Annotated in this window: 21 protein-coding genes and 3 tRNA genes; 8 read left to right on the plus strand and 16 right to left on the minus strand. The window is 39.4% G+C overall.

All coding sequences use genetic code 11. From position 1 onward, the window contains the following. Nucleotides 1-696 precede the first annotated feature (696 nt). From C0T34_RS11890 to orn, 4 genes are all read right to left on the minus strand, one after another. A tRNA-Gly gene (locus tag C0T34_RS11890) sits at nucleotides 697-772 on the minus strand. A gap of 35 nt (nucleotides 773-807) precedes the next feature. Then, a tRNA-Gly gene (locus tag C0T34_RS11895) sits at nucleotides 808-883 on the minus strand. 36 nt (nucleotides 884-919) lie between these two features. Then, nucleotides 920-995: transfer RNA gene (locus C0T34_RS11900), tRNA-Gly, on the minus strand. 166 nt (nucleotides 996-1,161) lie between these two features. Beyond that, nucleotides 1,162-1,707, minus strand: coding sequence for an oligoribonuclease (gene orn, locus C0T34_RS11905; RefSeq protein ID WP_006535770.1), 546 nt, complete (start codon nucleotides 1,705-1,707; stop codon nucleotides 1,162-1,164). Between the two features lie 115 nt (nucleotides 1,708-1,822). Between orn and rsgA the strand changes: the two genes are divergently transcribed. The 3 genes from rsgA to mscM all read left to right on the plus strand — a co-directional run bounded on the left by rsgA (nucleotide 1,823) and on the right by mscM (nucleotide 7,223). Continuing rightward, nucleotides 1,823-2,881: a small ribosomal subunit biogenesis GTPase RsgA gene (gene rsgA / locus C0T34_RS11910; protein ID WP_098941380.1), complete on the plus strand. Its 1,059-nt coding sequence runs from the start codon at nucleotides 1,823-1,825 to the stop codon at nucleotides 2,879-2,881. An 88-nt stretch (nucleotides 2,882-2,969) separates the two neighbouring features. Further along, nucleotides 2,970-3,866: an archaetidylserine decarboxylase gene (asd, locus tag C0T34_RS11915; RefSeq protein ID WP_098944022.1), complete on the plus strand. Its 897-nt coding sequence runs from the start codon at nucleotides 2,970-2,972 to the stop codon at nucleotides 3,864-3,866. Between the two features lie 21 nt (nucleotides 3,867-3,887). Then, nucleotides 3,888-7,223, plus strand: coding sequence for a miniconductance mechanosensitive channel MscM (mscM, locus tag C0T34_RS11920; RefSeq protein ID WP_098941381.1), 3,336 nt, complete (start codon nucleotides 3,888-3,890; stop codon nucleotides 7,221-7,223). 71 nt (nucleotides 7,224-7,294) lie between these two features. On the opposite strand, the gene yigL is transcribed toward mscM, so the two are convergent. The 4 genes from yigL to pldA all read right to left on the minus strand — a co-directional run bounded on the left by yigL (nucleotide 7,295) and on the right by pldA (nucleotide 11,951). After that, nucleotides 7,295-8,095, minus strand: coding sequence for a sugar/pyridoxal phosphate phosphatase YigL (gene yigL, locus C0T34_RS11925; RefSeq protein ID WP_098941382.1), 801 nt, complete (start codon nucleotides 8,093-8,095; stop codon nucleotides 7,295-7,297). Nucleotides 8,096-8,107: 12 nt separating this feature from the next. Continuing rightward, a complete protein-coding gene (gene pldB, locus C0T34_RS11930; RefSeq protein ID WP_098941383.1) occupies nucleotides 8,108-9,112 on the minus strand; it encodes a lysophospholipase L2 in 1,005 nt (334 codons plus the stop codon). Between the two features lie 18 nt (nucleotides 9,113-9,130). Continuing rightward, nucleotides 9,131-10,960, minus strand: a complete 1,830-nt coding sequence (recQ, locus tag C0T34_RS11935; RefSeq protein ID WP_098941384.1) for an ATP-dependent DNA helicase RecQ — start codon at nucleotides 10,958-10,960, stop codon at nucleotides 9,131-9,133. Between the two features lie 115 nt (nucleotides 10,961-11,075). Next, a complete protein-coding gene (gene pldA, locus C0T34_RS11940) occupies nucleotides 11,076-11,951 on the minus strand; it encodes a phospholipase A (RefSeq protein ID WP_088494016.1) in 876 nt (291 codons plus the stop codon). A gap of 232 nt (nucleotides 11,952-12,183) precedes the next feature. Between pldA and C0T34_RS11945 the strand changes: the two genes are divergently transcribed. Continuing rightward, on the plus strand, nucleotides 12,184-12,651 hold the full coding sequence (locus tag C0T34_RS11945; RefSeq protein WP_075672777.1) for a thioesterase family protein: 468 nt from the start codon (nucleotides 12,184-12,186) through the stop codon (nucleotides 12,649-12,651). A 145-nt stretch (nucleotides 12,652-12,796) separates the two neighbouring features. Next, the gene (rarD, locus tag C0T34_RS11950) at nucleotides 12,797-13,690 is read left to right on the plus strand and encodes an EamA family transporter RarD (protein WP_109850211.1); all 894 of its coding nucleotides are present in this window, start codon (nucleotides 12,797-12,799) and stop codon (nucleotides 13,688-13,690) included. Here the strand turns inward: rarD and C0T34_RS11955 are convergent. The 7 genes from C0T34_RS11955 to C0T34_RS11985 form a co-directional block, all read right to left on the minus strand. Beyond that, nucleotides 13,687-14,097: a hypothetical protein gene (locus C0T34_RS11955; protein ID WP_098941386.1), complete on the minus strand. Its 411-nt coding sequence runs from the start codon at nucleotides 14,095-14,097 to the stop codon at nucleotides 13,687-13,689. The genes rarD and C0T34_RS11955 overlap by 4 nt on opposite strands. A gap of 146 nt (nucleotides 14,098-14,243) precedes the next feature. Further along, a complete protein-coding gene (uvrD, locus tag C0T34_RS11960; protein ID WP_109850212.1) occupies nucleotides 14,244-16,400 on the minus strand; it encodes a DNA helicase II in 2,157 nt (718 codons plus the stop codon). A gap of 144 nt (nucleotides 16,401-16,544) precedes the next feature. Next, on the minus strand, nucleotides 16,545-17,261 hold the full coding sequence (gene yigB / locus C0T34_RS11965; protein ID WP_098941388.1) for a 5-amino-6-(5-phospho-D-ribitylamino)uracil phosphatase YigB: 717 nt from the start codon (nucleotides 17,259-17,261) through the stop codon (nucleotides 16,545-16,547). Beyond that, on the minus strand, nucleotides 17,261-18,184 hold the full coding sequence (xerC, locus tag C0T34_RS11970; protein ID WP_109850213.1) for a tyrosine recombinase XerC: 924 nt from the start codon (nucleotides 18,182-18,184) through the stop codon (nucleotides 17,261-17,263). The genes yigB and xerC overlap by 1 nt, the downstream gene beginning before the upstream one ends. After that, nucleotides 18,181-18,891, minus strand: a complete 711-nt coding sequence (locus tag C0T34_RS11975) for a DUF484 domain-containing protein (RefSeq protein ID WP_075674324.1) — start codon at nucleotides 18,889-18,891, stop codon at nucleotides 18,181-18,183. Before C0T34_RS11975 ends, xerC begins: the two co-directional genes overlap by 4 nt. Nucleotides 18,892-18,916: 25 nt before the next feature. Beyond that, on the minus strand, nucleotides 18,917-19,741 hold the full coding sequence (gene dapF, locus C0T34_RS11980; RefSeq protein WP_098941390.1) for a diaminopimelate epimerase: 825 nt from the start codon (nucleotides 19,739-19,741) through the stop codon (nucleotides 18,917-18,919). A 41-nt stretch (nucleotides 19,742-19,782) separates the two neighbouring features. Next, nucleotides 19,783-19,950: a lipoprotein gene (locus C0T34_RS11985; RefSeq protein WP_071788576.1), complete on the minus strand. Its 168-nt coding sequence runs from the start codon at nucleotides 19,948-19,950 to the stop codon at nucleotides 19,783-19,785. 79 nt (nucleotides 19,951-20,029) lie between these two features. Between C0T34_RS11985 and cyaY the strand changes: the two genes are divergently transcribed. Next, nucleotides 20,030-20,347, plus strand: coding sequence for an iron donor protein CyaY (gene cyaY / locus C0T34_RS11990; RefSeq protein WP_088494024.1), 318 nt, complete (start codon nucleotides 20,030-20,032; stop codon nucleotides 20,345-20,347). Nucleotides 20,348-20,428: 81 nt separating this feature from the next. On the opposite strand, the gene C0T34_RS11995 is transcribed toward cyaY, so the two are convergent. Then, complete coding sequence (locus tag C0T34_RS11995) at nucleotides 20,429-23,023, minus strand: class I adenylate cyclase (RefSeq protein ID WP_098941391.1); 2,595 nt, start codon at nucleotides 23,021-23,023, stop codon at nucleotides 20,429-20,431. A gap of 996 nt (nucleotides 23,024-24,019) precedes the next feature. On the opposite strand from C0T34_RS11995, the gene hemC reads away from it, so the two are divergent. Together hemC and hemD are read left to right on the plus strand one after the other, a co-directional pair. Continuing rightward, nucleotides 24,020-24,961 (plus strand): hydroxymethylbilane synthase, encoded by a 942-nt coding sequence (gene hemC / locus C0T34_RS12000; RefSeq protein WP_098941392.1) that lies wholly within the window; start codon nucleotides 24,020-24,022, stop codon nucleotides 24,959-24,961. Further along, the gene (hemD, locus tag C0T34_RS12005; protein ID WP_098941393.1) at nucleotides 24,958-25,695 is read left to right on the plus strand and encodes a uroporphyrinogen-III synthase; all 738 of its coding nucleotides are present in this window, start codon (nucleotides 24,958-24,960) and stop codon (nucleotides 25,693-25,695) included. Before hemC ends, hemD begins: the two co-directional genes overlap by 4 nt. The last annotated feature ends 14 nt before the right edge of the window (nucleotides 25,696-25,709 follow it).

A 25,709-nucleotide genomic window follows, 5' to 3' on the forward strand; every position in this document is an offset into this window, starting at 1 on the left:
ACGAGTAACCATTAATTTCCTCTGTGAATAAAATAAAAATCCCTTGCCTATCAACATGAACAAAAAATTCAAGCGAACTAAGACTCAAAATTTAAAAAATTAAAATAAAGTTAGTTATCAATTAGATATAAAATCCAATCAATTTATTGAAGAGAATAATATCCTTATCACTTAATGATACGTGCTTGTGGATAACTCTGTGTAGTAAAAAAATAAATAGTGCTTAGATGCGATGGTTATTAGCATCTCACTGTGGATAAATCGATTTGGGAAGATTTAAAGAATAGTAGAATATATATCACGTTTTTTTAAAGAAAAGCCTGAAAAACCCTTTTCTTTTTCTAAAATACTATTCAATGCATGTTTAACAGAATAAAGGCCTAAATCCTAAAAAATGATCTTACCTCTCGTTTCCCCCTAAATGAGGAAAGGCGCACATTCTAGTGCTGTCAAAATAGAAATGCAAGCAAAGATCAAAGATAGATCACAAAAAAATAGCTTGATCTTACATGCAGTAATGACATTTTCTTTTTTGAGCAAAAATCCTACACACTCTCTTTGCGCGTATTAAGTGAAATCCCTTAATCTGCACCCTAAAACAGTGTAGTCGATATTTAAAAAAGCGAGAGAAAAAATTTAAAATTTTCTTTATGGGGATTAAAAAATGAGATTTGATGAAACAGAAGAAAAAAAACTTGGAGCGGGAAACGAGACTCGAACTCGCGACCCCAACCTTGGCAAGGTTGTGCTCTACCAACTGAGCTATTCCCGCATTTGGTAAGTTTTGACAATTATAAGTGAAAGATTTGGAGCGGGAAACGAGACTCGAACTCGCGACCCCAACCTTGGCAAGGTTGTGCTCTACCAACTGAGCTATTCCCGCGTCGCATAATACTACTAATAATTGTCTAAGAAAGATTGGAGCGGGAAACGAGACTCGAACTCGCGACCCCAACCTTGGCAAGGTTGTGCTCTACCAACTGAGCTATTCCCGCGTCTTTCTTACACCCGTACAAACAAAATTCTTCATCGGTACGGGAAGCGCATTATACGAGAAAAATGCTTAACCGCAAGCCCTTATCAACAAAAAAATACGTTTTTTTGATTACATGTCGATAAAATCATCACAATGATGCAATATCAATCATCAATGCACGCTTTTTATTCTTTAATAAAGGTTTTACGATAATAAGCAAGTTCTGCAATAGATTCACGAATATCATCCAATGCCTGATGTGTATTCTTTTTCTCAAAACCTTCTAAAATTTCAGGTTTCCAACGACGAGCTAATTCTTTTAATGTGCTCACATCAAGATAACGGTAGTGAAAATATTGCTCTAGCTCTGGCATATAACGGTATAGAAAACGTCTATCTTGCCCCACACTATTACCACAGATAGGTGATACTCCTTTTGGTACCCATTTTTCTAGGAATTCAATTGTCGCTTTTTGTGCTGAATTATCATCATACGAACTGGCTTTTACCCGCTCAACTAAGCCGCTACCTGTGTGGGTCCGTGTATTCCATTCATCCATTAAACTTAATTGTTCATCTGATTGATGTACTGCAATTACGGGGCCTTCGGCTAAAATATTAAGTTGAGGATCTGTCACAATAGTGGCAATTTCGATGATACGGTCACATTCAGGATCAAGACCGGTCATTTCCAGATCTATCCAGATCAGATTATTCTCGCTTTTTGACATAATATATCCTAGCTGTTTCTAAGTGTGAGACATGATATTTTAGCGTTTATCATAGCGCGTTTACTCAATAAGCACGACAGAAGAACATCTAACCGAATAATACAAGTGAGGATCGGTGACAAAACGTAAATTATCTAAAGGCCAGCAACGCCGAGTACAAGAAAATCATAAAAAGCGTTTGCAGAGCAAAGAGAAAAAAAACCACGTTGAATTAGACGATACGCAATTAGGCGAAGCGACCGAAGGTTTAGTGATCAGCCGTTTTGGTCAACATGCAGATATCGAAGCTGCTGACGGCACAATTACGCGATGCAATATTCGACGCACAATTTCATCACTGGTCACAGGTGATAAAGTTGTTTGGCGTCCTGCGCTACAAACACAAGAAAATGTCCGCGTAAATGGTATTGTAGAAGCTGTGCACGAACGAACTTCTGTGCTTACTCGTCCTGACTATTATGATGGTATTAAGCCTATTGCCGCTAATATTGATCAAATTATTATCGTTTCGGCCATTTTGCCTGAACTTTCTTTAAATATTATCGATCGTTACCTTGTAGCATGTGAAACCTTAAATGTTGAGCCTCTAATTGTGCTCAATAAAATCGATATGTTAGATGAAAAAAGCCGTAAGACAGTTAGCGAATGGATGCAGACTTATAAAGATATTGGTTATCGTGTCCTTGAAGTCTCTAGCTATACCAAAGAAGGGTTAGAAGCGCTAACTCAAGAGCTAATCGGCCGTATCTCTATTTTTGCTGGGCAATCCGGTGTCGGTAAATCAAGCTTACTTAACACATTGTTACCCCCAATGGAAGAAAGCATTGTTGTTAATCAAGTCTCTGACAACTCAGGTTTAGGCCAACATACCACAACCGCATCACGGCTTTACCATTTCCCACAAGGCGGAGATGTGATTGACTCTCCAGGGGTACGTGAGTTTGGTTTATGGCACTTAACACCAGAGCAAGTAACAAAAGGTTTTGTTGAATTCAGGCCATACCTTGGTGGTTGTAAATTCCGTGATTGTAAGCACTTAGATGATCCAGGTTGCTTAATTAGTGAAGCGGTAAGAAACAACGAAATCGCAGAAACGCGATTTGAAAATTACCATCGAATTTTAGAAAGTATGAGTCAGGTGAAAGTTCGTAAGAACATTAATTTAGACTCTTAATAATTGATTCACTGACAACCCTATTAAGGGTGGGTACAATAGACCCCTTTTGTCTATTTTTTATCGTTTAATCCCAGAGGTTGCCATTTTGGACAAGCTAAAAATTAAACTACAGTATTTATTGCCTAAATTATGGCTAACACAGTTAGCAGGTTGGTTCGCAAATAAAAAAGCGGGGGCCATCACCCAGTTTGTTATCAAGACTTTTGCGAAAGCTTATAAAGTCGATATGAATGAAGCGAAAGACAGCCAATTCCAAGCTTATTCTACATTCAATGACTTTTTTATTCGTGCTTTAAAAGACGGTGTTCGCCCTATCGTTGAAGGTGATGACAAACTAGCATTACCAGCTGATGGTGCAGTAAGCCAACTTGGTCTAATTCAAGATGATCAAATCTTGCAAGCCAAAGGGCATCACTACACCCTTGAAGCATTACTTGCTGGTAATTTTATGTTGGCAGATAAGTTTCGTAATGGCCAGTTTATTACGACATATCTTTCTCCTCGTGATTACCACCGTGTTCATATGCCTTGCGATGGTTTATTAAAAGAGATGATTTATGTTCCGGGCGATCTCTTCTCTGTTAATCCATTAACGGCAGCCAATGTTCCTAATCTATTTGCACGTAATGAACGTATTATCTGCCTCTTTGAAACTCAATTTGGCCCAATGATACAAATTCTGGTTGGTGCAACAATTGTCGGTAGCATTGAAACGGTTTGGTGTGGCATGGTAACACCACCTCGTGAAGGTATAATCAAACGTTGGACATATCCTCAAGCGGATAAAGCAGGAGCAATATTCTTGAAAAAAGGTGAAGAAATGGGCCGATTTAAGTTAGGCTCAACAGTCATTAACCTTTTCCCAGAAAATACGGTTCAATTGAATAAAGATCTTATGAATGGCTCCGTTACATTAATGGGGGAACAACTGGGTTCCATCATCAATGTCGCTGGTAATGACAATAATGCCATCAGTGAATAACACGTAATTCGGAGTAACTTTGTGCGCCTGATAATCAGTCTTTTCTTCTCGCTCTTTTTGACGCTTTCGTTAAGCACATCCGCAATATCAGCGGATGTGGAGAAATTACGTCAAGACATTAAACAACTTGAAGGAAGCACAAATCCTCAAGATATTGAGGCAGTTCAGGCGCTACAAGGTACTATCAACTGGATTAATGATGGTGAAAAAGCGCAAACAAACGCAGATAGCTATCAAAAAACCATTGATGATTACCCTCAAATTACGCAAGAGTTAAGAACCAAGCTTCTTGAAGAAAGCCACGCTGTTCCTACTATTCCTGAAAAAATTAGCATCCCTGATTTAGAACAGAAAATTATTCAAATCAGCAGCCAATTAATGGAACAAGCAAGGCTCCAACAACAAGAGCAAGATAAAAGCCGTGAAATTAGCGAGTCTTTAAATTTATTACCCCAACAGCTTTCTGAAGCACGCCGTTTACTCAGTGATGCAACAGCAAGACTTGCCTCTATCAGTGCATCAACAACACCGTTAACAGAAGCACAAAATAAGCTCACACAAGCAGAAGTCACCGCACGTAAAGCGATGGTTAATGAGCTTGAAATGGCACAGCTTTCCGCTAATAACCGCCAAGAAATCGCTCGCCTTCGCTTAGAATTGTTTAAAAAACGCTATCAGCGTCTTGATGTACAACTACAACAATTGCGTAGCTTATTAAATATAAAGCGCCAAGAAGTGGCTGATCTCGCATTAGAAAAAACAGAAATGTTAGCGGAGAAAGGTGGCGAACTTCCTGAGTTTCTGACAAAGCAAATCCAAACTAACCGTGAACTCTCTCAGATCCTGAATAAACAAACTCAAGAAATGAGCGAGCTATCAGAAAAACAGCGCATTACTACACAGCAGACACAACAAGTTCGTCAAACCCTTACCACTATACGAGAACAAGCTCAGTGGCTAAGTGGTTCTACTGCATTAGGCGAAGCATTAAGAACACAGCTTTCTCGCTTACCGGAAATGCCTCGTTCACAAGAGCTTGATAGAGATATCATTCAGTTACGTGTTGAGCGTTTAGGTTATGAGGATATGCTGGAAAACCTAAATAAGATCCAGCCACCAGAAACTGCCGATGGCTCTAAATTGCCTGAAGCTCAACAATATATTTTTGATTCTCTTATCCAAGCACGTCATGAATTATTGAATTCGTTGCTATCCGGTTATGATTCTCAAATTCTTGAATTAACAAAACTAAAAGTTGCAACAACACAATTAGCGGATGCTTTAAAAGAAACAAAAGATGCAACAAACCGTTATATGTTCTGGGTTGCTGATATCAGCCCTATCAAATTTAATTATCCGGTTTTATTAGTCAAAGATATCACTCGACTGCTTTCGCTAGATACCTTTTCACAATTAGGTCATGCAGCGGTCAGCATGCTTAAAAATCAGGATACGTTCCTATTTTTATTTGTCACTTTATCGATTGTGGGCTTTAGCCTGCGTACTCGAAAACATTACAACGCATTTCTTGAAAGAGTCAGTAACCGTATTGGTAAAGTCACACAAGATCACTTTTCGCTGACGATACGCACTGTCTTTTGGTCTATTTTAATTGCGTTACCATTACCTCTGTTATGGTCTGCTGTAGGTTATGGCTTACAAAGTGTTGAATGGCGTTATCCAATGGCAGGAGCGATTGGATATGGGGTAACAGCCGCGGCACCGGTGCTGTGGTTATTTATGATCAGTGCAACCTTTGCACGTCATAACGGTCTATTTATTGCTCAATTTAAATGGAAAGAGAGCCGTGTTAAAAAAGCGATGCGCTTTTACCAGCTTTCTATCTTTGTCATCGTTCCACTAATGATGTCATTAATTACCTTTGAATATTATAGCGATAGAGAATTTGCACCGACAGTTGGTCGCTTCTGCTTCTTATTACTCTGTATCGCTCTAAGCTTTATTACGTCTAGCCTTAAAAAAGCCCACGTTCCGCTTTATCTTGATAAACATGGATCTGGCGATAACCTGATCAACACCATTTTATGGTGGTTCTTGCTGCTTGCTCCGGTTATTGCAGGCTTAGCCGCGGTGTTAGGTTATCTTTCTACATCGATCGTATTACTTGGTCGTTTAGAAATGTCTGTCGCCATTTGGTTTGCTCTACTGATTATTTATCACATTATTCAGCGATGGATGCTTATTCAGCGCCGGAAATTAGCCTTTGAACGTGCTAAACAAAAACGTGCAGAAATTCTAGCTCAGCGTGCAAAAGGTGAAGATGAAAATACGATTGTTGGGAGCAGTGGTGAAAGTACAGCAGGACTTGAAATTGAAGCACAAGAAATAGACCTTGATGCTATCAGTGCGCAATCTATTGGCTTAGTTCGCTCTATTCTAACGATGATTGCATTAGTTTCGATGATCTTATTGTGGTCTGAGTTAAACACGGCGTTCTCTTTCGTCGATAATATTCGACTTTGGGATGTTACCTCTTCGGTGAACGGCGTTAACACGGTACAACCTATCACGATGGGCTCTATTTTAGTGGCGATCCTCGTCATTATCATCACAACCCAATTAGTTCGAAACCTTCCTGCTTTACTTGAGTTAGCTATTTTACAGCATCTTGATTTAACACCGGGTACAGGCTACGCCATTACTACCATGACCAAATACACCATAACTTTAATTGGTAGTATTGTGGGCTTCTCTTTATTAGGGATTGAATGGTCAAAATTACAGTGGCTAGTAGCCGCTATGGGGGTTGGGTTAGGTTTTGGTTTACAAGAAATTTTTGCCAACATCATTTCTGGTTTAATGATCTTATTTGAAAAACCAATCCGGATTGGCGATACCGTTACCATTCGTAATTTGACCGGAAATATTTCTAAGATCAACACACGGGCAACTACGTTGACTGACTGGGATAGAAAAGAAATTATCGTACCGAATAAAGCCTTTATTACAGAGCAATTTATTAACTGGTCACTATCAGATTCCGTCACCCGTATCGTAATGACAATCCCTGCTCCAGCAGACTGCAACAGTGAGCAAGTGACAAATGTGTTATTAGAAGCCTCAAAACGCTCTACGATGATTTTAGAAAACCCAGCACCTGAAGTTTATCTGGTCGATTTACAGCAAGGTATTCAGATTTTCGAATTACGTGTTTATGCTGCAGAGATGGGACATAGAATGCCTGCAAGACACGAAATCCACCAAAATATTCTCTTAGCCTTTGCAGAGCACGGTATCCCATTACCGTTCCCACCATTCCAAGCAAGAGTGGATATGATGGGTAATACAATTCGTAGTTCAATGCGATCAACACCAAGAGAAGTGGGTGGATTATAAGTTTCACTTTAATGAATGTAAAAATACAAAAAGGCGAACAACATGTTGTTCGCCTTTTGCTTTAGAGAAAATCACACTTGGTACAGCTTACGTAAAAAACGAGGAACGGCTTCATCAACGTTAGTACCAATCACTTCCATATTGGGTAGTAGATCTTTTAATGTCTGATGAGCATTTTCCATAATGCAACCTTTACCCGCCATCTGTAGCATCTCTTTATCATTCATACCATCGCCAAATGCGATAGCATCTTTTGCAGAGTGTTGCATCAGTTCAGCCACTTTATCTAGGGCCTCACCTTTGGATACGCCCCCTGCCATCACCTCTAAGCAATTACGCAGTGAGAAACTCACATTGACCTTATCACCCCAGCGCTGATTAATTTCATTCTCTAGCTTCAGTAATAGTTCATGATCATCAGAGGTGAAGAAGACCTTACACACATTGGTGGTTGGAAATCCTGTTTTGCAATATAACTCATAGCCAAAGCCTGATTCTCGAAAAAACTCACAAGCCCCAGGCATCTCTTTATTAACATACCAGTAGTCACCAGCATAGATATTAGTTTCAATTTCAGGGTGATCAAAAACCATAAGAGCCAAGTCATACGCAATTTCAGGCTCAAGATCTTGGCTAAAAATAAGATCACCATGCGTGTTATGCACTCGCGCACCATTAGAGGTTATCATATAAGCGTTAATGCCTAATCCATCACGAATTTGAGCGACATCAACATGATGACGACCTGTTGCAAATACAAAATGCACACCTTTATTAATAAGTAGGTGCAGGGTTTCTTGCGTATAGGGAGTTAATACATGATTAGGTGATAACAGTGTGCCATCAAGATCTGAAGCGACTATCGAATACATACACATTCCTGATTAAAATAAATGCTTATCATAAAACTCACAGATTTCATTTAATGCTTGTGAGCGTAGCTTATCTATTTCGAACAAGATTTCATGATGCGCACCCTCAATCACCAGTGGCAGTTTTTGCTTTTCTTCTCTTGTTCTGGACTGACTATAACGTTCACAGAAAGCCCTTAGCTCTTGATTATCTACCACCTTATCATGCTCTGCTTCGAGCACTAATAGAGGGGTATTAATCTCTCCCGCATGTTCAATTAACCAATCTCCCATTTTTAGACTTTCCCCCATCCAATGATAAGTAGGTCCGCCTAATCGTAGTTCTGGAAAATCAGCATAATAACGTAAATACCGGCGATATCGCTCATGGCTATGTGTTAGCACATTAAGGATAAATGGCAGTGGAAACCATTTACCTGTTGATACCGCATAGTTATTTCTTTCAGATTGACTTTGTTCTGCTCGGTTAACTAAAAAATTAGCTACCCAGCGAGGTATGGGTAATTTAATACCAAACATCGGCGCACTTAATGCCGCTGCTTTAAAAACATGAGTTTGCTTTAGAAGATATCCCGCTAAGATAGCGCCGCCCATTGAGTGAGCTAACGCAAAATAATGTGTGTATTGAAAAGGTAACACTACCGTATCAACAAATGTCGAGAAATCATCGATATAATCACTGAATTTCTCTACATGCCCTTTTTGCGTATCTTCTAATAGTCTGTCAGAAAGTCCTTGTCCTCGATGGTCGAGAAGAAAAATATCATAGCCTGAGTGAAAGAAATCAAATGCAACTTCAGGGTACTTTACATAGCTTTCACTACGGCCTGAAGCAATAACCAGTGCTTTATTGTGCGATGGTGAACGCCAATGAACATAGCGAATTTTTGCACCATCAACACCAACAAATTCACCCTCTTCGCGTTGCCCCCAAAAATCCAATAAGGCGCCGTTCGTAAATGCAGAAAATTGCTTTTCACGCGATAACCACGAATATTTAAACAGAGTGGTTGTCATTGGCTCTCCTTATTGGCGTTATTCGAAGCCCTCAATATGGTCACGAATGAGTGTCATAAAAGCGGGTCCAAATCGTTCTAATTTTCGTTGTCCAACACCGTTTATTAATAACAGTTCATCTGGATAAACAGGGCACTGCTCTGCCATTTCAATCAATGTGACATCATTAAAGACGACAAATGGCGGAATGTTTTCTTCATCAGCAATAGACTTACGTAATTTACGTAGTTTCGCAAACAATTTTCTATCGTACTGTCTATGGGCATTTTTTGTTTGTTGATTACGGCTTTTTGTCGGGCTTAATAATCTCGGTACAGCTAATTGTAATGGTACTTCACCACGTAAGATTGGCCTTGCCATCTCTGTCAGTTGTAATGCCGAGCGATGAACAATATTTTGTGTCACCATACCTAGGTGAATAAGCTGACGAATAACACTCACCCAATGCTCATGACTTTGCGCTTTACCAATACCATAAACAGGTAATGTATCGTGCCCTGAATCTCGAATACGCTGATTATTCGCACCTCTTAAAATTTCAACAATATAACCAATACCAAAGTGCTGACCAGTACGATAAATACAAGATAATGCTTTTTGCGCATCCACTAAACCATCATATTGCTTAGGAGGATCAAGGCAAATATCACAGTTACCACAAGCATTTTGTCGATGTTCATCGAAGTAATTTAGTAACACTAAGCGTCGGCATGTTTGAGCTTCAGCAAATGCTCCCATTGCATTAAGCTTATGCATTTCAATGGCCTTTTGATCGCTTTCTGGCTTTTCATCTAAACAACGACGCAACCACGCCATATCGGCAGGATCGTAAAATAATACGGCTTCTGCAGGTAACCCATCTCGCCCTGCACGCCCTGTTTCTTGATAATAAGATTCAATATTTCGCGGAATATCAAAGTGAACAACAAATCGGACATTGGGCTTGTTTATTCCCATACCAAACGCGACAGTGGCTACCACAATTTGTAAATCATCACGCTGAAAAGCTTCTTGTACTTTCGCACGTTGTGCAATTTCCATTCCAGCATGATAACCCGCTATGCTTAATCCTCGTTTACTCAAGCGCTCTGCTGTTTCTTCGACTTTATTGCGACTATTACAGTAAATAATGCCTGACTTTCCTTTCTGACCACGAATAAATAACCAAAGCTGATCAAGTGGTTTGTATTTCTCTACTAAAGTGTAGCGGATATTCGGTCTATCGAAACTACTGATATGGATTAACGGATCACGCAACACTAACTGATTAATTATATCGTAACGTGTTGTATTATCCGCCGTTGCCGTCAGCGCAATAATGGGAACATCAGGAAGATATTGCCTTAATAACCCTATGCCGCGATATTCAGGACGGAAATCATGTCCCCATTGTGAAATACAGTGTGCTTCATCAACAGCGAGTAATGCGGGTTTCCATTGTACTAATTGATGAAGAAAACTCTCCATCATTAATCGCTCAGGGGCAATATACAGCAGTTTTATTTCACCCTTTTGACAACGCATTTGAACATCAAACTGTTCTTCACGCGTTTGGGTTGAATTTAAATAAGCAGCTTCAATACCATGAAGGCAAAGTTGATCAACCTGATCTTTCATCAGTGAGATGAGTGGAGAAACAACCACTGTCAGCCCATCAAGTAATAATGCGGGAATTTGATAACAAAGGGATTTACCACCCCCTGTCGGCATCACAACTAGGCAATCTCTTCCAGTTGTAATGGTATGGATGATTTCTTGCTGACCAGGGCGAAATTGCTGATAACCAAAGGTTTCTCGCAAAATAGCTTGTGCTGATGGCATTGAATTAAGAACTTCTGCTGTGGACACACCGTTCCTCTGAAAAGCTGCTGATAAAAACTATGATGAGGAGTAAAAGAAAAGGCACCAATGTTGAAGGTGCCATCATCATTTATAGCGCTATGCTAACCCAGAACGGGGAAAATTACAGCATATCATTAAGCATGACGCCAACACCGACTCGTGTTTGACGAAAGTTATAATCAATCATTGATTCGCCATAACCACTAAATACTTGGGTATAAAAACGCACATGCTTAGTAATTGGGTAGCTCCAACCTAATTCAGCCGCCCCATAACCACTGTTCCAGTTATAACGCCCAGTCGCAGTGATCACACTTTCGCCTAATCGATAGCCCGCTTTTAAACGGTAATACCCCATATAGCGATTAATCTCTGGATTATCATCACGTTGAGCACTTTCACTAAAGCGATACCAAGGTTTTAGATCAAGCTGTAAATTGCCTTTTTGTACCATAAAACGCGCATAAGCACGGTTCCAGCTACGAGATGTGGGATCAGAACGACCATTCGATTCGTGGTTAAAGCCGGTTTCTATTTCACGAAGAGTCCAACCTGCAAATTTATAGTCTGTTGCCCAACCTAGAAAAAGTTGCGGTTCATAGTTTGTCTCACGGAAAGGGGCAGATTCTTTCTTATTACTTAATTGCCACCAAGAGCGTTGGGTATAAGATGCCGCTAAAACAGAGTTTTCACCCGCAATACCTCGCCATAAAGGGAAGGCCAAACTAAGCTGGAATTTCACCTCATCTTTTTTAGCCTTATTGCCCCAATCATAACTTTGAATAGCCTCTTTATTCATATCAGAGGTATCAGTGTAAATAATATAATTGGATTCATAAGGATAAAGAACAAAAGGTGAGTCGTATTCTTGTAATAAACCAGAAATGATACTGCCCTGAACAAGCGGTGCAGGAGATGATGATGCTTGTATTTCGGATGCAAATCCCCATGCTGGATAGAATAAAACCACCGCAAGTAAAGAACGGATGTAACGCATAGTTAATTATCCTGTTTCATTATTGAATAATATAGAAGTTAGTACTTACTTTAGAATTAGTTCTTATATATGTGCTTTATTACACTTTAGCGTCCATATTTTACACGTAATCGCCATTAAATCTCGTATATTTTTACACCATTATATTTATAGCACGAATGTGCAATTACGATTTTGTCATGTATTATTAACATAGTATTAACTTAATGACGTGATATCAGGGGTTCTAAAAATGGAAAAACAATTAACATTAGAAGAGGCTCAAACACTAATTGGTCATGTTTTTGTTTATAAGATGCCCTTTAATCAATTAATCGGCTTAGAGCTAGTTCGCTTTGAACAAGACTACGCTGAAATTCAATTTCGGTATCAAGATAAACTTGTCGGTAATATTGCTCAACGTATCTTACATGGCGGGCTCATTGCTTCTGTACTTGATGTCAGTGCGGGATTAGTTTGTGTCGGTAACGCATTAACACGTTTAGCACCAATATCCCAAGAGCAACTTGAACAGAAACTCGCTAACATGGGCACAATCGACTTACGTGTTGATTATTTAAGACCAGGGCGTGGGGAATGTTTTACAGCGAGTAGCCATATTTTACGCAGTGGCAATAAAGTGTCTGTTGCTCGTGTTGAATTACATAATGAAAAACAAGTTCATATTGCCAGTGGAACAGCAACCTATATTGTAGGTTAAGCCTTTGTTAAAACTCATTGCGCACGATGATGCTTCGATTAGTATTAATTACTTGTAAAAATACATGCCTAATGACACAGTAGATAATGTCATTGGGTATGATAACCCCGTCACACATTTCCTTTCCATCAATTCCAGAGATAGCATGAGCCAGAAAAACACGATGAAAGGCGTTTTATGTGCCTTAGGCGCCTATTTGATCTGGGGTATTGCCCCTGTCTATTTTAAAAGCATTCAAGAAGTGCCTGCAGAAGAGATCTTAACACACCGTATTTTATGGTCGTTCTTTTTTATGTTGATTTTAATGACGATTAGCCGTCATTGGCCTTATTTACGCCAATTAATACGCCAACCTAAAAAGATTCTTCTTTTAGCACTAACTGCCATCATTATCGCAACTAACTGGCTTACCTATATATGGGCGGTTAACCACGGCTATATGCTAGAAGCCAGTCTTGGTTACTTTATTAACCCACTGGTTAACGTACTGTTTGGCATGCTTTTCTTAAGCGAGCGTTTCCGTCGTATGCAATGGGTAGCAGTAGGTTTAGCATTTACTGGTGTATTTATTCAACTCTGGCACTTTGGTTCAGTACCTGTGATTGGATTAAGCCTCGCCGTGACCTTTGGCCTTTATGGCTTACTGCGTAAAAAATTGGGTGTTGATGCACAAACAGGCATGCTGGTAGAAACATTATGGTTATTTCCTGTCGCATTAGTTTATATCTTATTTTTCACACATTCACCGACTAGCAATATGCTTGAAAATAGTTGGTCATTAAATACCTTGTTAATTGCAGCTGGTATTATTACCACAGTACCGTTATTACTCTTTACAGAGGCGGCGCACCATCTGCGTTTATCCACCTTGGGCTTTTTCCAATACATTGGCCCAACCTTGATGTTTATTCTCGCGACAATGGTATATGGTGAACAAATTGATGCAGAACGATTAGTCACCTTTGGCTTTATTTGGGTTGCGCTGATCCTCTTTACACTTGATGCACTCTATACACAACGCCATTTAAGACGTAGTTAACCCTCTAAAACTCGCTCTTCCGCTAAATTGCTGATTTGTATAAAAGCGGAAGAGAGTTTTTTCTTCTTATTCTTCTTTAATAAATGCGCACTCTTTGATATCTCCTCTGCGTAGCGATGTGAATGCCTAAATAACGTTGATATTGCGTTATGAATCAATTGAATATGGTTAATCACGATACTGTAATAGAGATTAATGCGAGGAACAAAATCACGCTGGTGTCTCAATAGCTTACAATACAAATCTTCTTCAAATTCATTGATGGGTTCACTGGGATGATAAATATCACAAAGAATTTCCTCAGTATTTTCGATCAATAATTCATTACTAGAAAAAAAGACAGGCGAAGTTCGCGAGCAAGGTGCGATAAAAGAGTAAGTATGAAAGAAGACACTAGAGAGTTTCATCAATTAATCCCATTAAGCAAGAATAGATAACGAGATTATTAAGTAACCAACTTGAACTTCCCTTAAAAAAAACACCCCAACTTATCTACCAAATAAGTAAGGGTGTTTTTTATATGGGGTAATGCGAATTCACTCTAAATCGAGGCTTATTCCAACCGAGCAAATGCTGCCACCAGCCATTTAATCCCTTCACCATTAAAGGCGATTTGTAATCGGCAATGCTCACCGCTACCTTCAATATTAATAATGGTGCCATCACCAAATTTAGGGTGCTTCACACGTTGCCCAAGTGAATAGCCACTATCATTGCTGATAATCGGCGTGCCTAAGCGGCTATGATTAACAGGGCGTGAAACTGTTGCGCGTAAACGGACTTCTTCGACACACTCTTTAGGTAACTCACCAATAAAACGAGAAGGTCGATGGCTGACTTCTTTTCCATATAAACGGCGATTTTCAGCGTAAGTGAGTGTTAACTTTTTCATTGCTCGAGTGACACCGACATAAGCCAAGCGGCGCTCTTCTTCCAAACGTCCGCCTTCATCTAGCGACATTTGACTAGGGAACATTCCTTCTTCGACACCCACAATAAAGACTTGTGAAAATTCGAGTCCTTTAGCAGAGTGAAGTGTCATTAACTGTACGGCATCTTGATATGCATCTGCTTGGCTTTCTCCCGATTCTAATGCGGCATGCGAAAGAAACGCTTGCAGTGGCATTAAATCTTCGTCTTCATCTTGATAACTAAATTGACGAGTCGCAGTGACCAGCTCTTCTAAGTTTTCAATACGGGCTTGGGCTTTTTCACCCTTTTCTTGCTCATACATCGCTTTTAAACCTGAATCACGAATAATTCGGTCTGTTTGCACATGTAATGGCATATCTGCTGTCTCAGAGGCGAGTGTTTCAATCAGTTCTAAGAATCGTTGAATTGCAGCGGTTGCACGTCCCGCCAACATTTTATGTTCGATAACCTGTAATGCGCTTTCCCATAAGGTAATTTGGTTATCTCTCGCGACTTGGCGAACAATATCTAATGTTCTATCACCAATGCCCCGTGTTGGTGTATTCACAACACGTTCAAAAGAAGCATCATCGTGGCAATTAGCCGTTAATCGCATATAAGAGAGTGCATCTTTAATTTCTTGACGCTCGAAGAAACGCTGACCACCATAGATACGATATGGCATAGCGGCTTGTAATAACGCCTCTTCCATTATACGAGATTGAGCATTGCTACGATAAAGAATGGCACAGTCTGTTAGCGCACCGCCTTCTTCTTGCCAGCGCTTAATTCGGCCAACAACATAACGTGCTTCATCTAAATCATTAAAAGCACAATACAGCGAAATAGGCTCGCCTTCTGCACCTTCAGTCCACAAGTTTTTACCTAACCTGTCACTGTTATTGGCAATAAGCGCATTTGCAGCTTTTAGAATATTGCTTGTAGAACGATAATTTTGCTCTAATCGGATAGTCTCTGCGCCAGGAAACTCATTTAAGAAGTTTTGAATATTTTCAACTTGCGCACCACGCCAGCCATAAATAGATTGATCGTCATCACCAACAATCATCACTTTACCCGTTTGACCTGCCAGCATTCTTATCCATGCATATTGAATGCGGTTAGTATCTTGGAATTCATCAACCAAGATATTGGTAAAGCGATTTTGGTAATGCTCTAAAATTTGAGGTTTATTAAGCCAAAGTTCATGAGCGCGTAATAAAAGCTCAGCAAAATCCACCAGCCCTGCGCGATCACAAGCTTCTTGATAGGCCTGATATACTTTCAACCACGTTGTTTCAACAGGATTACCATAGGTTTGAATATGTTGTGGTCGTAAACCTTCATCTTTTTTACCGTTGATATACCACATACCTTGACGTGCAGGCCATTGTTTATCATCAAGACCCATTGACTTAACAATACGGCGAATAAGGCGATATTGATCATCACTGTCAATAATTTGGAAGTCTTGTGGCAAATTCGCATCAAGATAATGTGCGCGTAATAAGCGATGAGCAAGGCTATGGAAAGTGCCAATCCACATACCGCCTTGACTTGTACCAATTAAGTCTTCAATACGATGGCGCATCTCTGCGGCGGCTTTATTGGTAAACGTCACAGCCATAATCGAAAAAGGAGAAGCTTGTTCAACAGATAATAACCAAGCGATACGATGTACCAGTACCCGTGTTTTACCACTGCCTGCACCAGCTAACACCAGCATATTAATACGAGGTGCGGCTACAGCTTCACGCTGTTTGTCGTTAAGGCCTTCTAGCAGATATGAGACGTCCATAATTACCAATCATTTAGTGAAGAAAATACTGTGGATATATACAGAAATAGAGAGTAAGCAACAAACTAACAGGAATTCACGCGCTATGCAAAATAAAGCCTTTTTTAGCCGCGTGTATCTGTACCATTCTTACCGAATATCACATTAAACGAGTTCTATCAGTTTGCTTAAATCTGTAATTTCAATATGTGGCATTACTCTGGTTTCACCTTCTTCAAACAAACTACGGTTATCAAGGTTAATCCAGCACGCTTGCAATCCACTATTAACGGCGCCTTCGACATCTGTTACAAGGTGATCACCCACATGTAGGATTTTCTCATGTGGAAGATTTAACAGTGAAGCGGCTTTATCAAACATATCAGGATAGGGCTTAGAGCGACCATCAGGGCCGGCTTTTAAAATATGTGAAAAATACTGCCCTAGACCACAACTTAATGGGTTTGCATTACCATTTGTAATCGCAATTAATGGAATTTTCTGTGCCAATTCTGTGAGAACTTGGTGGGTATTTTTAGGCACATTAATGCGACTACGCCAATAAGCAAAGTGCGCCATAATTTCATCAGCACCTTGTTGTGCTTTGGCATCACTGTAGTTGTAATCTAACAGCATATTTCTAGCTGCAAGCCAACGCCACTGCGTAATATCATGAAAAATATCAGGATTATTTTCTATAAGTGGCTTTTTATAGGCATTCACATCTTTTTCTGTAAAATGATTAAAACGCAGATCATATTGACGAATAAAATCCATCGTCTCTTTTTCAGTTCTGTCCATTACTGGCACATTGTCATACAGTGTGTCGTCTAAATCAAAAGTCATCGCAGCAATTGGCGTCAGAGTTCTGTAAAAGCGCATTATGATTTTTCTCTCTTAGCTCTCGGATGAGCAGCATCATAGACTTTCGCTAAATGCTGAAAATCTAAGTGGGTATAGACTTGCGTGGTCGATAAATTAGCGTGCCCTAATAACTCTTGTACAGCACGTAAATCACCACTCGATTCCAATAAATGCGTGGCAAACGAGTGACGTAATTTATGAGGATTTACATGGCTACTTAGTCCTTGTTTAATACCCCAAAGTTCAAACCGTTTTTGTACACTGCGCACAGATAAACGCTTACCACTTTGGGTTGAGATAAAGACAGCTTTATCCTCAGGTGCATAGAGCTCTCGCATCGGAAACCAATTCTGTAACCACTCTATCGCTTTTCTTCCTAACGGTACTTTTCGTTCTTTACTTCCTTTACCTAAAACACGAACCTCACCTTCATTCATGTCGATATCGCTCATGTTTAAGTTAGTCAATTCTGATAGACGCAATCCTGCACCATACATCACTTCCAACATGGTCCTATCTCTAACAGAAAGGGGATCTTTTAAGTCGATATTCATCAATTGGCTAACTTCATCGACATCCATATTTTTAGGAAGATGACGACCAGATTTAGGTGTACGAATACCTTTTGCTGGATTAACCGCTAACATTCCCTGTGCCACTTGCCAATCAAGAAAGCTACGTAACGCCGAAAAGCGCAAAGCAAGGCTAGTCGGCTGTAACCCACTACGATGACTTTTCGCTAGTAACATTCGTACATGTTGGCTTTCAAGTGATACCCATTGTGTGATTTTCATCGCTATCATCATTTGCGCTAATGCAGTTAGTTGGCGATGATAATTTTCTACGGTAACAGGACTTAATCGGCGTTCAACTTGAATATAACGCAGGAATTGTTCGATAGAGACAGAGAGCGTTTCTGGAATATCTATTTGCTGGTTCATTGCCTTGCAACCCAACGAAGTAACAATTCTGGTAAAATATGGGCGAGCTTATCAAGCATCACTGTTCCCATCCCTTCCTGAAAGTGTTGGTTATCTCGGCTATTAAAAATAATCACCCCCAAATCACCATAATGCCCTAGCAAAGAGAGCGCAACGGAACCTGAGCGTCGTACATTAGGCATCAATAACATGATCTCTTGCCCATTTAATGTACCCAAATAGTGATTATCATCGCCCATACGCTGAATGCGAAAATGTTCAAATGCTTGGCGAGATAATGGTAGATCTTGTGCATCTAAAGGTGGCTGTAATTGCCAGCGATCGGTAAATAGGCGTAATTGAACTGAATAAAGCCCTAATCCCTTAGCCCAAAGGTTTAAGCGTTCGAGCATTTCGTGAAGAGAAGCACTGTTGGATAGTTCAGAAATTAATAATAAGAGTTGGCTAAACAGTGCTTCATTTTCAGAGGCTTGTTCTATCAACAAACGCATATCTTCTTCAAGATAATGGATGCGGTTACGCTGGCGTGACATTATCCATTCGACTAAAGAAACGGTTCCTCTGACGGGATGAGGAACTTGCATTTGCTCAATATAACTTGCATTACGGATAAAAAAGCCAGGATGCTCCCTGAGATAACGGATCACTTGTTGATCATTAAGTTCGTTTGTTTCAGGGCAACAGAACTGCTCATTTTTATCCGTCATACAGATAGCCTCTCAAAAAATAATATTATAGCTGAATGATCCCATCATAAATATGCGTCGCAGGCCCAGTCATATAAAGAGAGTTACCCTCTCCTTTCCATTCAATTAGCAACGATCCACCCGGTAAATTCACTTTCACTCGTTTATCTAATAAACCTTGTGAAATACCAATTGCGACTGCTGCACAAGCCCCACTACCACAGGCTTTCGTTTCACCGGCACCACGTTCAAACACCCGTAAATGAAGGTTACTTCTGTCTACGATTTGCATAAAACCAATATTAGCACGTTCAGGAAAACGTTCGTGTTGCTCTAACACTGGTCCTAACAACTCAACTTCTGCTGTTTTAATGTCTTCAACCTGAATAACGCAATGAGGATTTCCCATTGAAACCACACCACACAATACAGTGCGTTCCATTGCCCTGATAATATAGGTCTTTTCTGCCTTTTGTGCACGGAAAGGGACTTTTTGAGGTTCGAACTCAGGTTCGCCCATATTGACGCACACATCGTCATTGTCCATAACATGCAAAGTCATTCTGCCAGACTGTGTACTGACTTTTATCTCTCTTTTGTTTGTAAGACCTTTTAATCTCACAAATCGAGCAAAGCAACGAGCACCATTACCACACTGCGCAACCTCGCTTCCATCTGCATTAAAAATACGATAATGGAAATCGAGTTCGGGATCATAAGGTGCTTCAACCACCAACAATTGATCAAACCCAACACCAGTATGACGATTCGCTAATCGACATATTAATTCTGGTGAAAAATAAACATTTTGAGTCACAGCATCGACCACCATAAAGTCGTTGCCAAGACCATGCATTTTTGAAAATTGCATCTTGCCCCTGCCTGAAACGAAGTTACCGTTTCTAAGATTGACTAATTGGTCTGAGTTGAGGCGCTCTCAACTTGCTGGGTTGGCTGGGATGACTGTGTCATTTTTGCCTGAGTATCTTCAGGAGGGAAATAAAGAGGGCCTTTCAAGCCACAACCAGAAAGAGAAATCAGTGTTATTATAGCAAGAGTGCAACGTAAATACGTTTTCATTCGAAATCTGCCTGTCATTTATTTGGTTAATATCCTCTATAATCGCAGTTAGATCTCGAAAAGCAAATAGGAAATGAAGATGAACGACAGTGAATTTCACCAATTAGCTGACGAACTCTTGTCAGAAATAGAACAAACTATTGATAATTATGAAGGTGATGCAGATATTGATTGTGAAATCAATGGCGGTGTAATGACATTAACCTTTGAAAATAATAGTAAAATTATTATTAATCGTCAGGAAGCGTTTCATCAAGTTTGGTTAGCGACACGCTCTGGTGGCTATCACTTTGATTGGAAAGATGAACAATGGATTTGTGATAGAAGTGGCGGTGAATTTTTAACCATGCTAGCACAAGCGATAACAGAACAAAGTGGGGAAGCGTTTTCTTTCTAAGAAACGTAGCTAGCCACAACAGTTAACTACAATAATGGGAGCTATCAAGGCTCCCATTTGTATTAACTGGCTTGTACTCAATTAAGAATGTTGCACCGCTTTATAATCTGTAAATCCGTGGGCAATAACATTCATCTCAGGTTGGGCTTCTTTACTTCCCAGATCGGATAATTTACCAAAGGATCCACCCGCAAAAGGTAACACTTGTGTTAATCCTTCCACTTTCACAATTTGATAAAACTGTGGCAGGTTAAAATTAATAAAGCTTGAGCCATATGTGAATCGGTCATGAGATGAAGAGTAGAAACGGCTAACATCTTTTACTAACTCTTCTTTACTTCCCTCACAATGGGAATAAATTTCAACGCGATTCGCTTCATCTAAGATATAGATATTAAAGACATTATTATCTTCTGTGGTTTCAAAAAAGAATTGAATAATCCCTTCGCAAGCAAAACCATCAATCACCGCAGGTAAATAGCGAGCATCTTTATCTAATTTAACCGGCAATCCATGAAGTTTGTTATATGAAATTGCACCATAAAACTCGATCGCATTTTCTAATTTTTGTACCGACACATTAAGGCGTTCAAAGAATAATCCCCACGTTTGCCCAGCAATGCGTAAAGCTTTAAAACGACCTGGCTCCAAACGATTTGTTGATAACCGTAATTCAATACATTCCGAGACTAACTGCTGAACACGAGTACGAATTAAACCACGCAAATGTTGGCTATAACAAAATACTTCAACAGAAGCAGGTGGAGCCGCATCTTGGTGCATTTTACCTAAAATCGTTTTTAGCGATTCCAACATAGATTGTGTACCACTGAAATGAAGGGTTCTGACCTCATTCCAAGAGTTACGATACAACAAATCAATGCTACCAATAAGACACTGCTCTTTTTCACCGAAACTAAAAACATCGAGTTTTCTAAAATCAAAGTGAACCACTTGATCAGAAAAACTCTCTGTTGGGTCAGTTTCTAAATTAACAATAATCGCGAGGTGTCGAATTTCACAAGGGCTATACAGTGCTTTCGGTGTTGGTGCAGGTAAACGAATTGGGAAATGGCTCGACATATCCCTAACTAATTCATGCAGTTTAATTTCATCACAAGAGGATTCTCCTTGATGAATATAAACTCGAGACTCTTTCGTTAACAACCCATTAAAGTAAGACCATGCCACTAATTTATTTAAATAGCGGTTATATTCTAATGGTTGATGTCCAACGATATTTTCAAAATCAGGGGCTCGATTATATAAATACCATCCGCTACGATTTGCTCGACCTTGTGGTACATAAATAAAGGTTAAATGTGACTCTGATAAATCAGGTGATATCTGTGGGTTAACTAGTGTAACTTTACCGGGTAATGCCTCAAACGCAGCGTAAAGTTTGCGAGTTAAGACGCCAATATCTTGCGGGCTTGCACTAACACTTAAATTATTACGACGCGCAAAACGAATAAGATTTCGATAGCTTTGCATCATCGTATCTAATAATTCATTGTGTGCATCGCGCACTCGTTCGATTTTCCAACTATCACGCGTATCAAGTACGGTTAAGCGTTCATTATCCCATTGCCATTGAGTGACCAATTGCGATAAGACTTGTCGTCTCCAACCTTCTGGCTCGTTTTGTGTTTTTTCGTTAGATAATTTTTCACACACTTTCAAGTAGAAGCAACGACGGATAAGATCAAGGCGAGTTAAATCATTGATAGAAACCAAATAGCGAGTGACACGCTCAAGCATCATACAATAAGCATCTAAACCGTAATTGACGATTTCGCCACGATGTAGATGTTGTTTCATTTCTAATGCCAGCAATTTCCCATTAGGATAGTCCGCTGAATAGGCTTCTAATAAAATACTTTTTAATACCGCTTTATAAGGTGAATCGACACTTTTATAGAGTTGCCATAAACTTGCGCCAAAATACTCTTCAGCAGAAAGTTCACCTAAACCCCCTAGATCTAGCCATTCATTTGGCGTTAATACACCTTGGGCATAAAGGGAGTTAACATATTCGTCATAATGATTCTCTTCTTCAATAGGCACCATCGTCCATAGCAAGCGCTTACCTGCTAGGCGTACCGCTGTACGATAAAATTCATCAAGTAAAAGAATATGTTGGGTAGAGCCACAATCTTCTCCACCTAAGCTACCGCTTGCATGATGACGAAATCTATTTTCATCAATTAAGAAAAACGTAACATCAATACCAAGTTCACCAGCCCATTGTTCAATCAATTGGCATTTGCGTTGTAAAAGTGCACGTTCACCTTGATCCAGCCATGATTGATGGCAGACCCAAATATCAATATCGGAGCAGTGACTTTGACCAATAGAAGAAGTACTCCCCATTGAATAGATGCCAGTAATTGGCAGCTCTCCATTGGCGTATCCATCCATCGGATCATCACATAATGCGTTAACCAGCTTATTCGCCCATTGACGTTGCATGTCATCAGGTTCAAAGAAACATGTACCGTGAGGAACATTTCCTTGTATGTAGCCGGGCAACTCAGGATGGTGGTAATGTAATAAAACAGGAATTAAACCATAGACCTGTTTAAAAACATCACACATCGATGCAAATGCTCGTTCCAGTCTGAGTTGATTAATCGCATCCAGCCGTTGCTTCAGTGTTTCAATATAAAGATACAAGAGTTTCGCCTGAACAATACTAAGAAGATAGTAGAATCTGAGTTTATAAGTGACCAAGGTTGAGTTAGGTATATTAATAGATAAAACTTTACTAACAAAATCTCGGAAACGTGATCAATTTAACACCTTGAGCGCAAGGCGTAAAGAGGATCTCAAAATATAGCACCAAGATCTAAAAGTGATATTTAAGCGCTTAATCGTGTAAAGCCGCTGAATAAACACCTTTATAATCATAATGATAAGTTATTTCACTTATAAAAAAAATGATAAAAAAATCTCTCAATCCTCCCTTTACCCCACAAAAAACCCTGTTTACTTGATGATGAAACTAAAAATAAATTTTGACAAAACATAAAAAACAGATAAAAAAGCAAAAAATAAAAGCAACTAATTGATAATAATGAATTATTTTTATTTTTTGATTATTTTCTATATTTCCGATGAAAATAAGGATTCTATTTTTAATATTGCAATAATAATATTTAAAATAATATTTAATTTTTATTAGTTATTTATTTAATTCAAAAATAAATTCTTTTCTTTATTTTAATTATTTCTCCTTCTTTTATTTAAAAATAATTTTGTTAAAATTTATCGTGTTTTTATATATTAAAAAATAATAAGAAAGATAAGCGAATTTAAAATAATAGTTGTTTTATCAATGCCTTCAGATTAAAGATGATATTTATATCATCTTCCACCCACCAAATGTTAAAAAATTTGACCCGATGTTTTGTTTTTGTAAATAACCACACTTTTTATATAGATATAAGAAGAATAAAATTCTAAAAATAACTAAACTCAATTGCATTCATTAATAATTTACTTATTTTCTATTTCCTTTTTCTTTTTTTCTTTTTCGATGATGACCTCATTTCTTTCGTTATAATCACGACACAAAGCGCCTTAACTGGAAAATTGGGCCTTAAAGTGTTAAAACAATGCCTTATTTCTAAACAAAAATATCGCTAATCGCTTGGAAGAGATAATACTATTATGTCAAAAAGTACCATCCGTATTGCTACCCGCCAAAGCCCCCTTGCTATGTGGCAGGCACTTTATGTGAAAGAACAACTACAACTTACTCATCCAGGTTTAGTCGTCGAATTAGTACCGATGGTCACTAAAGGTGACATCATTCTAGATACACCTTTAGCTAAAGTAGGTGGCAAAGGACTATTCGTAAAAGAATTAGAACTTGCTCTACTTGAATCACGGGCAGATATTGCCGTTCACTCTATGAAAGATGTTCCTATTGATTTCCCAGAAGGTTTAGGGTTAGTTACTATTTGTGAACGCGAAGATCCCCGTGATGCTTTTGTCTCTAATCATTATGATTCTTTAGAAGAACTGCCTGCAGGTAGCATTGTAGGTACATCCAGTTTACGCCGCCAATGCCAATTAAAAGCACAACGCCCAGATCTAATTATTCGTGATTTGCGGGGTAATGTGGGTACTCGCTTAGGAAAATTAGATAATGGCGATTACGATGCCATTATTCTTGCCGTTGCTGGCTTAAAGCGTCTAGGTCTTAACGAACGTATTCGCACGCCATTATCTGCAGAGCAATCCTTACCCGCGGTTGGACAAGGAGCTGTTGGAATTGAGTGCCGCTTAGATGACAATGAAACTCGCCAGCTATTAGATGCTCTTAATCACACACGCACCGCAGTTTGCGTTAAAGCGGAGCGTGCAATGAATACTCGTCTTGAAGGCGGTTGCCAAGTTCCTATTGGAAGCTATGCCATTTGGCAAGATGACAAAATTTGGTTACGTGCTTTAGTCGGTTCTCCTGATGGTGAAACTATTTTACGTGGCGAACGTTTAGTGACTCCAGAAGAGGCCGAAACTGCGGGTATCTCATTGGCTGAAGAGCTTTTAGATAAAGGTGCACGAGCTATTTTAACCTCCGTGTATCAAGGCAACACACCTGCATGAGTATTCTAGTCACTCGCCCCAATCCAGCAGGAGAGGTATTAACTCAGCGCTTAATTGATGCGGGGAAAACAGCATTTCAAGCACCTTTAATCGAGATCACTGCGGGTCATGAACTCCCGTTATTAAATGCTAAACTAAAAGGATTAAGGGCGGGTGATTGTGTATTTTTACTTTCCAAAAATGCGGTGTTATACGCAAACTGGCAGCTAAATCAATTACAACAATCATGGCCAGATACGCTATCCTATTATGGAATAGGCCAAAGCACAGCGAAAGATTTCCAACATTTAAGCAGTCTTCCAATTTGCTACCCTGAGCAAGGAGAAACCAGTGAAGATCTTCTCCAACTTCCTGCACTTAATCAGGTGAAAAACAAACGAATTTTACTGCTTAGAGGTAATGGTGGTCGTGACTTACTCGCGACAACATTGAGTCAACGAGGTGCGATCGTTGATGAATGCGAATGTTACCAACGCCTATTTATTAATTATTCCCCTGAAGACTTTGCGCTTCAATGGGAAAAAGCACAGGTTGATACGCTTGTTGTCACTAGCGGTGAAATGTTACAACAACTCTTTGATCTGGTCGCTGAATCTAAAAAAGCATGGCTGTTAAACTGCCATTTAGTTGTGGTCAGTGAACGATTAGCAACAATAGCAAAAACATTAGGGTGGGAAACCGTCACCGTTGCTGAAAGTGCCAATAATGATGCTTTATTTCATGCATTAATATAGAACCTAAATGAGAC

Origin of the sequence: Proteus sp. CA142267 (assembly GCF_003336825.1) — a bacterium.
Lineage (GTDB): Bacteria > Pseudomonadota > Gammaproteobacteria > Enterobacterales > Enterobacteriaceae > Proteus > Proteus terrae.

Bases quoted from the DNA above. Each gene is read 5' to 3' on its own strand.
- orn (WP_006535770.1), bottom strand. From the start codon at position 1,707: ATGTCAAAAAGCGAGAATAATCTGATCTGGATAGATCTGGAAATGACC.
- yigL (WP_098941382.1), bottom strand. From the start codon at position 8,095: ATGTATTCGATAGTCGCTTCAGATCTTGATGGCACACTGTTATCACCT.
- pldB (WP_098941383.1), bottom strand. From the start codon at position 9,112: ATGACAACCACTCTGTTTAAATATTCGTGGTTATCGCGTGAAAAGCAA.
- pldA (WP_088494016.1), bottom strand. From the start codon at position 11,951: ATGCGTTACATCCGTTCTTTACTTGCGGTGGTTTTATTCTATCCAGCA.
- C0T34_RS11945 (WP_075672777.1), top strand. From the start codon at position 12,184: ATGGAAAAACAATTAACATTAGAAGAGGCTCAAACACTAATTGGTCAT.
- rarD (WP_109850211.1), top strand. From the start codon at position 12,797: ATGAGCCAGAAAAACACGATGAAAGGCGTTTTATGTGCCTTAGGCGCC.
- C0T34_RS11955 (WP_098941386.1), bottom strand. From the start codon at position 14,097: ATGAAACTCTCTAGTGTCTTCTTTCATACTTACTCTTTTATCGCACCT.
- uvrD (WP_109850212.1), bottom strand. From the start codon at position 16,400: ATGGACGTCTCATATCTGCTAGAAGGCCTTAACGACAAACAGCGTGAA.
- yigB (WP_098941388.1), bottom strand. From the start codon at position 17,261: ATGCGCTTTTACAGAACTCTGACGCCAATTGCTGCGATGACTTTTGAT.
- xerC (WP_109850213.1), bottom strand. From the start codon at position 18,184: ATGAACCAGCAAATAGATATTCCAGAAACGCTCTCTGTCTCTATCGAA.
- C0T34_RS11975 (WP_075674324.1), bottom strand. From the start codon at position 18,891: ATGACGGATAAAAATGAGCAGTTCTGTTGCCCTGAAACAAACGAACTT.
- dapF (WP_098941390.1), bottom strand. From the start codon at position 19,741: ATGCAATTTTCAAAAATGCATGGTCTTGGCAACGACTTTATGGTGGTC.
- C0T34_RS11985 (WP_071788576.1), bottom strand. From the start codon at position 19,950: ATGAAAACGTATTTACGTTGCACTCTTGCTATAATAACACTGATTTCT.
- cyaY (WP_088494024.1), top strand. From the start codon at position 20,030: ATGAACGACAGTGAATTTCACCAATTAGCTGACGAACTCTTGTCAGAA.
- hemC (WP_098941392.1), top strand. From the start codon at position 24,020: ATGTCAAAAAGTACCATCCGTATTGCTACCCGCCAAAGCCCCCTTGCT.
- hemD (WP_098941393.1), top strand. From the start codon at position 24,958: ATGAGTATTCTAGTCACTCGCCCCAATCCAGCAGGAGAGGTATTAACT.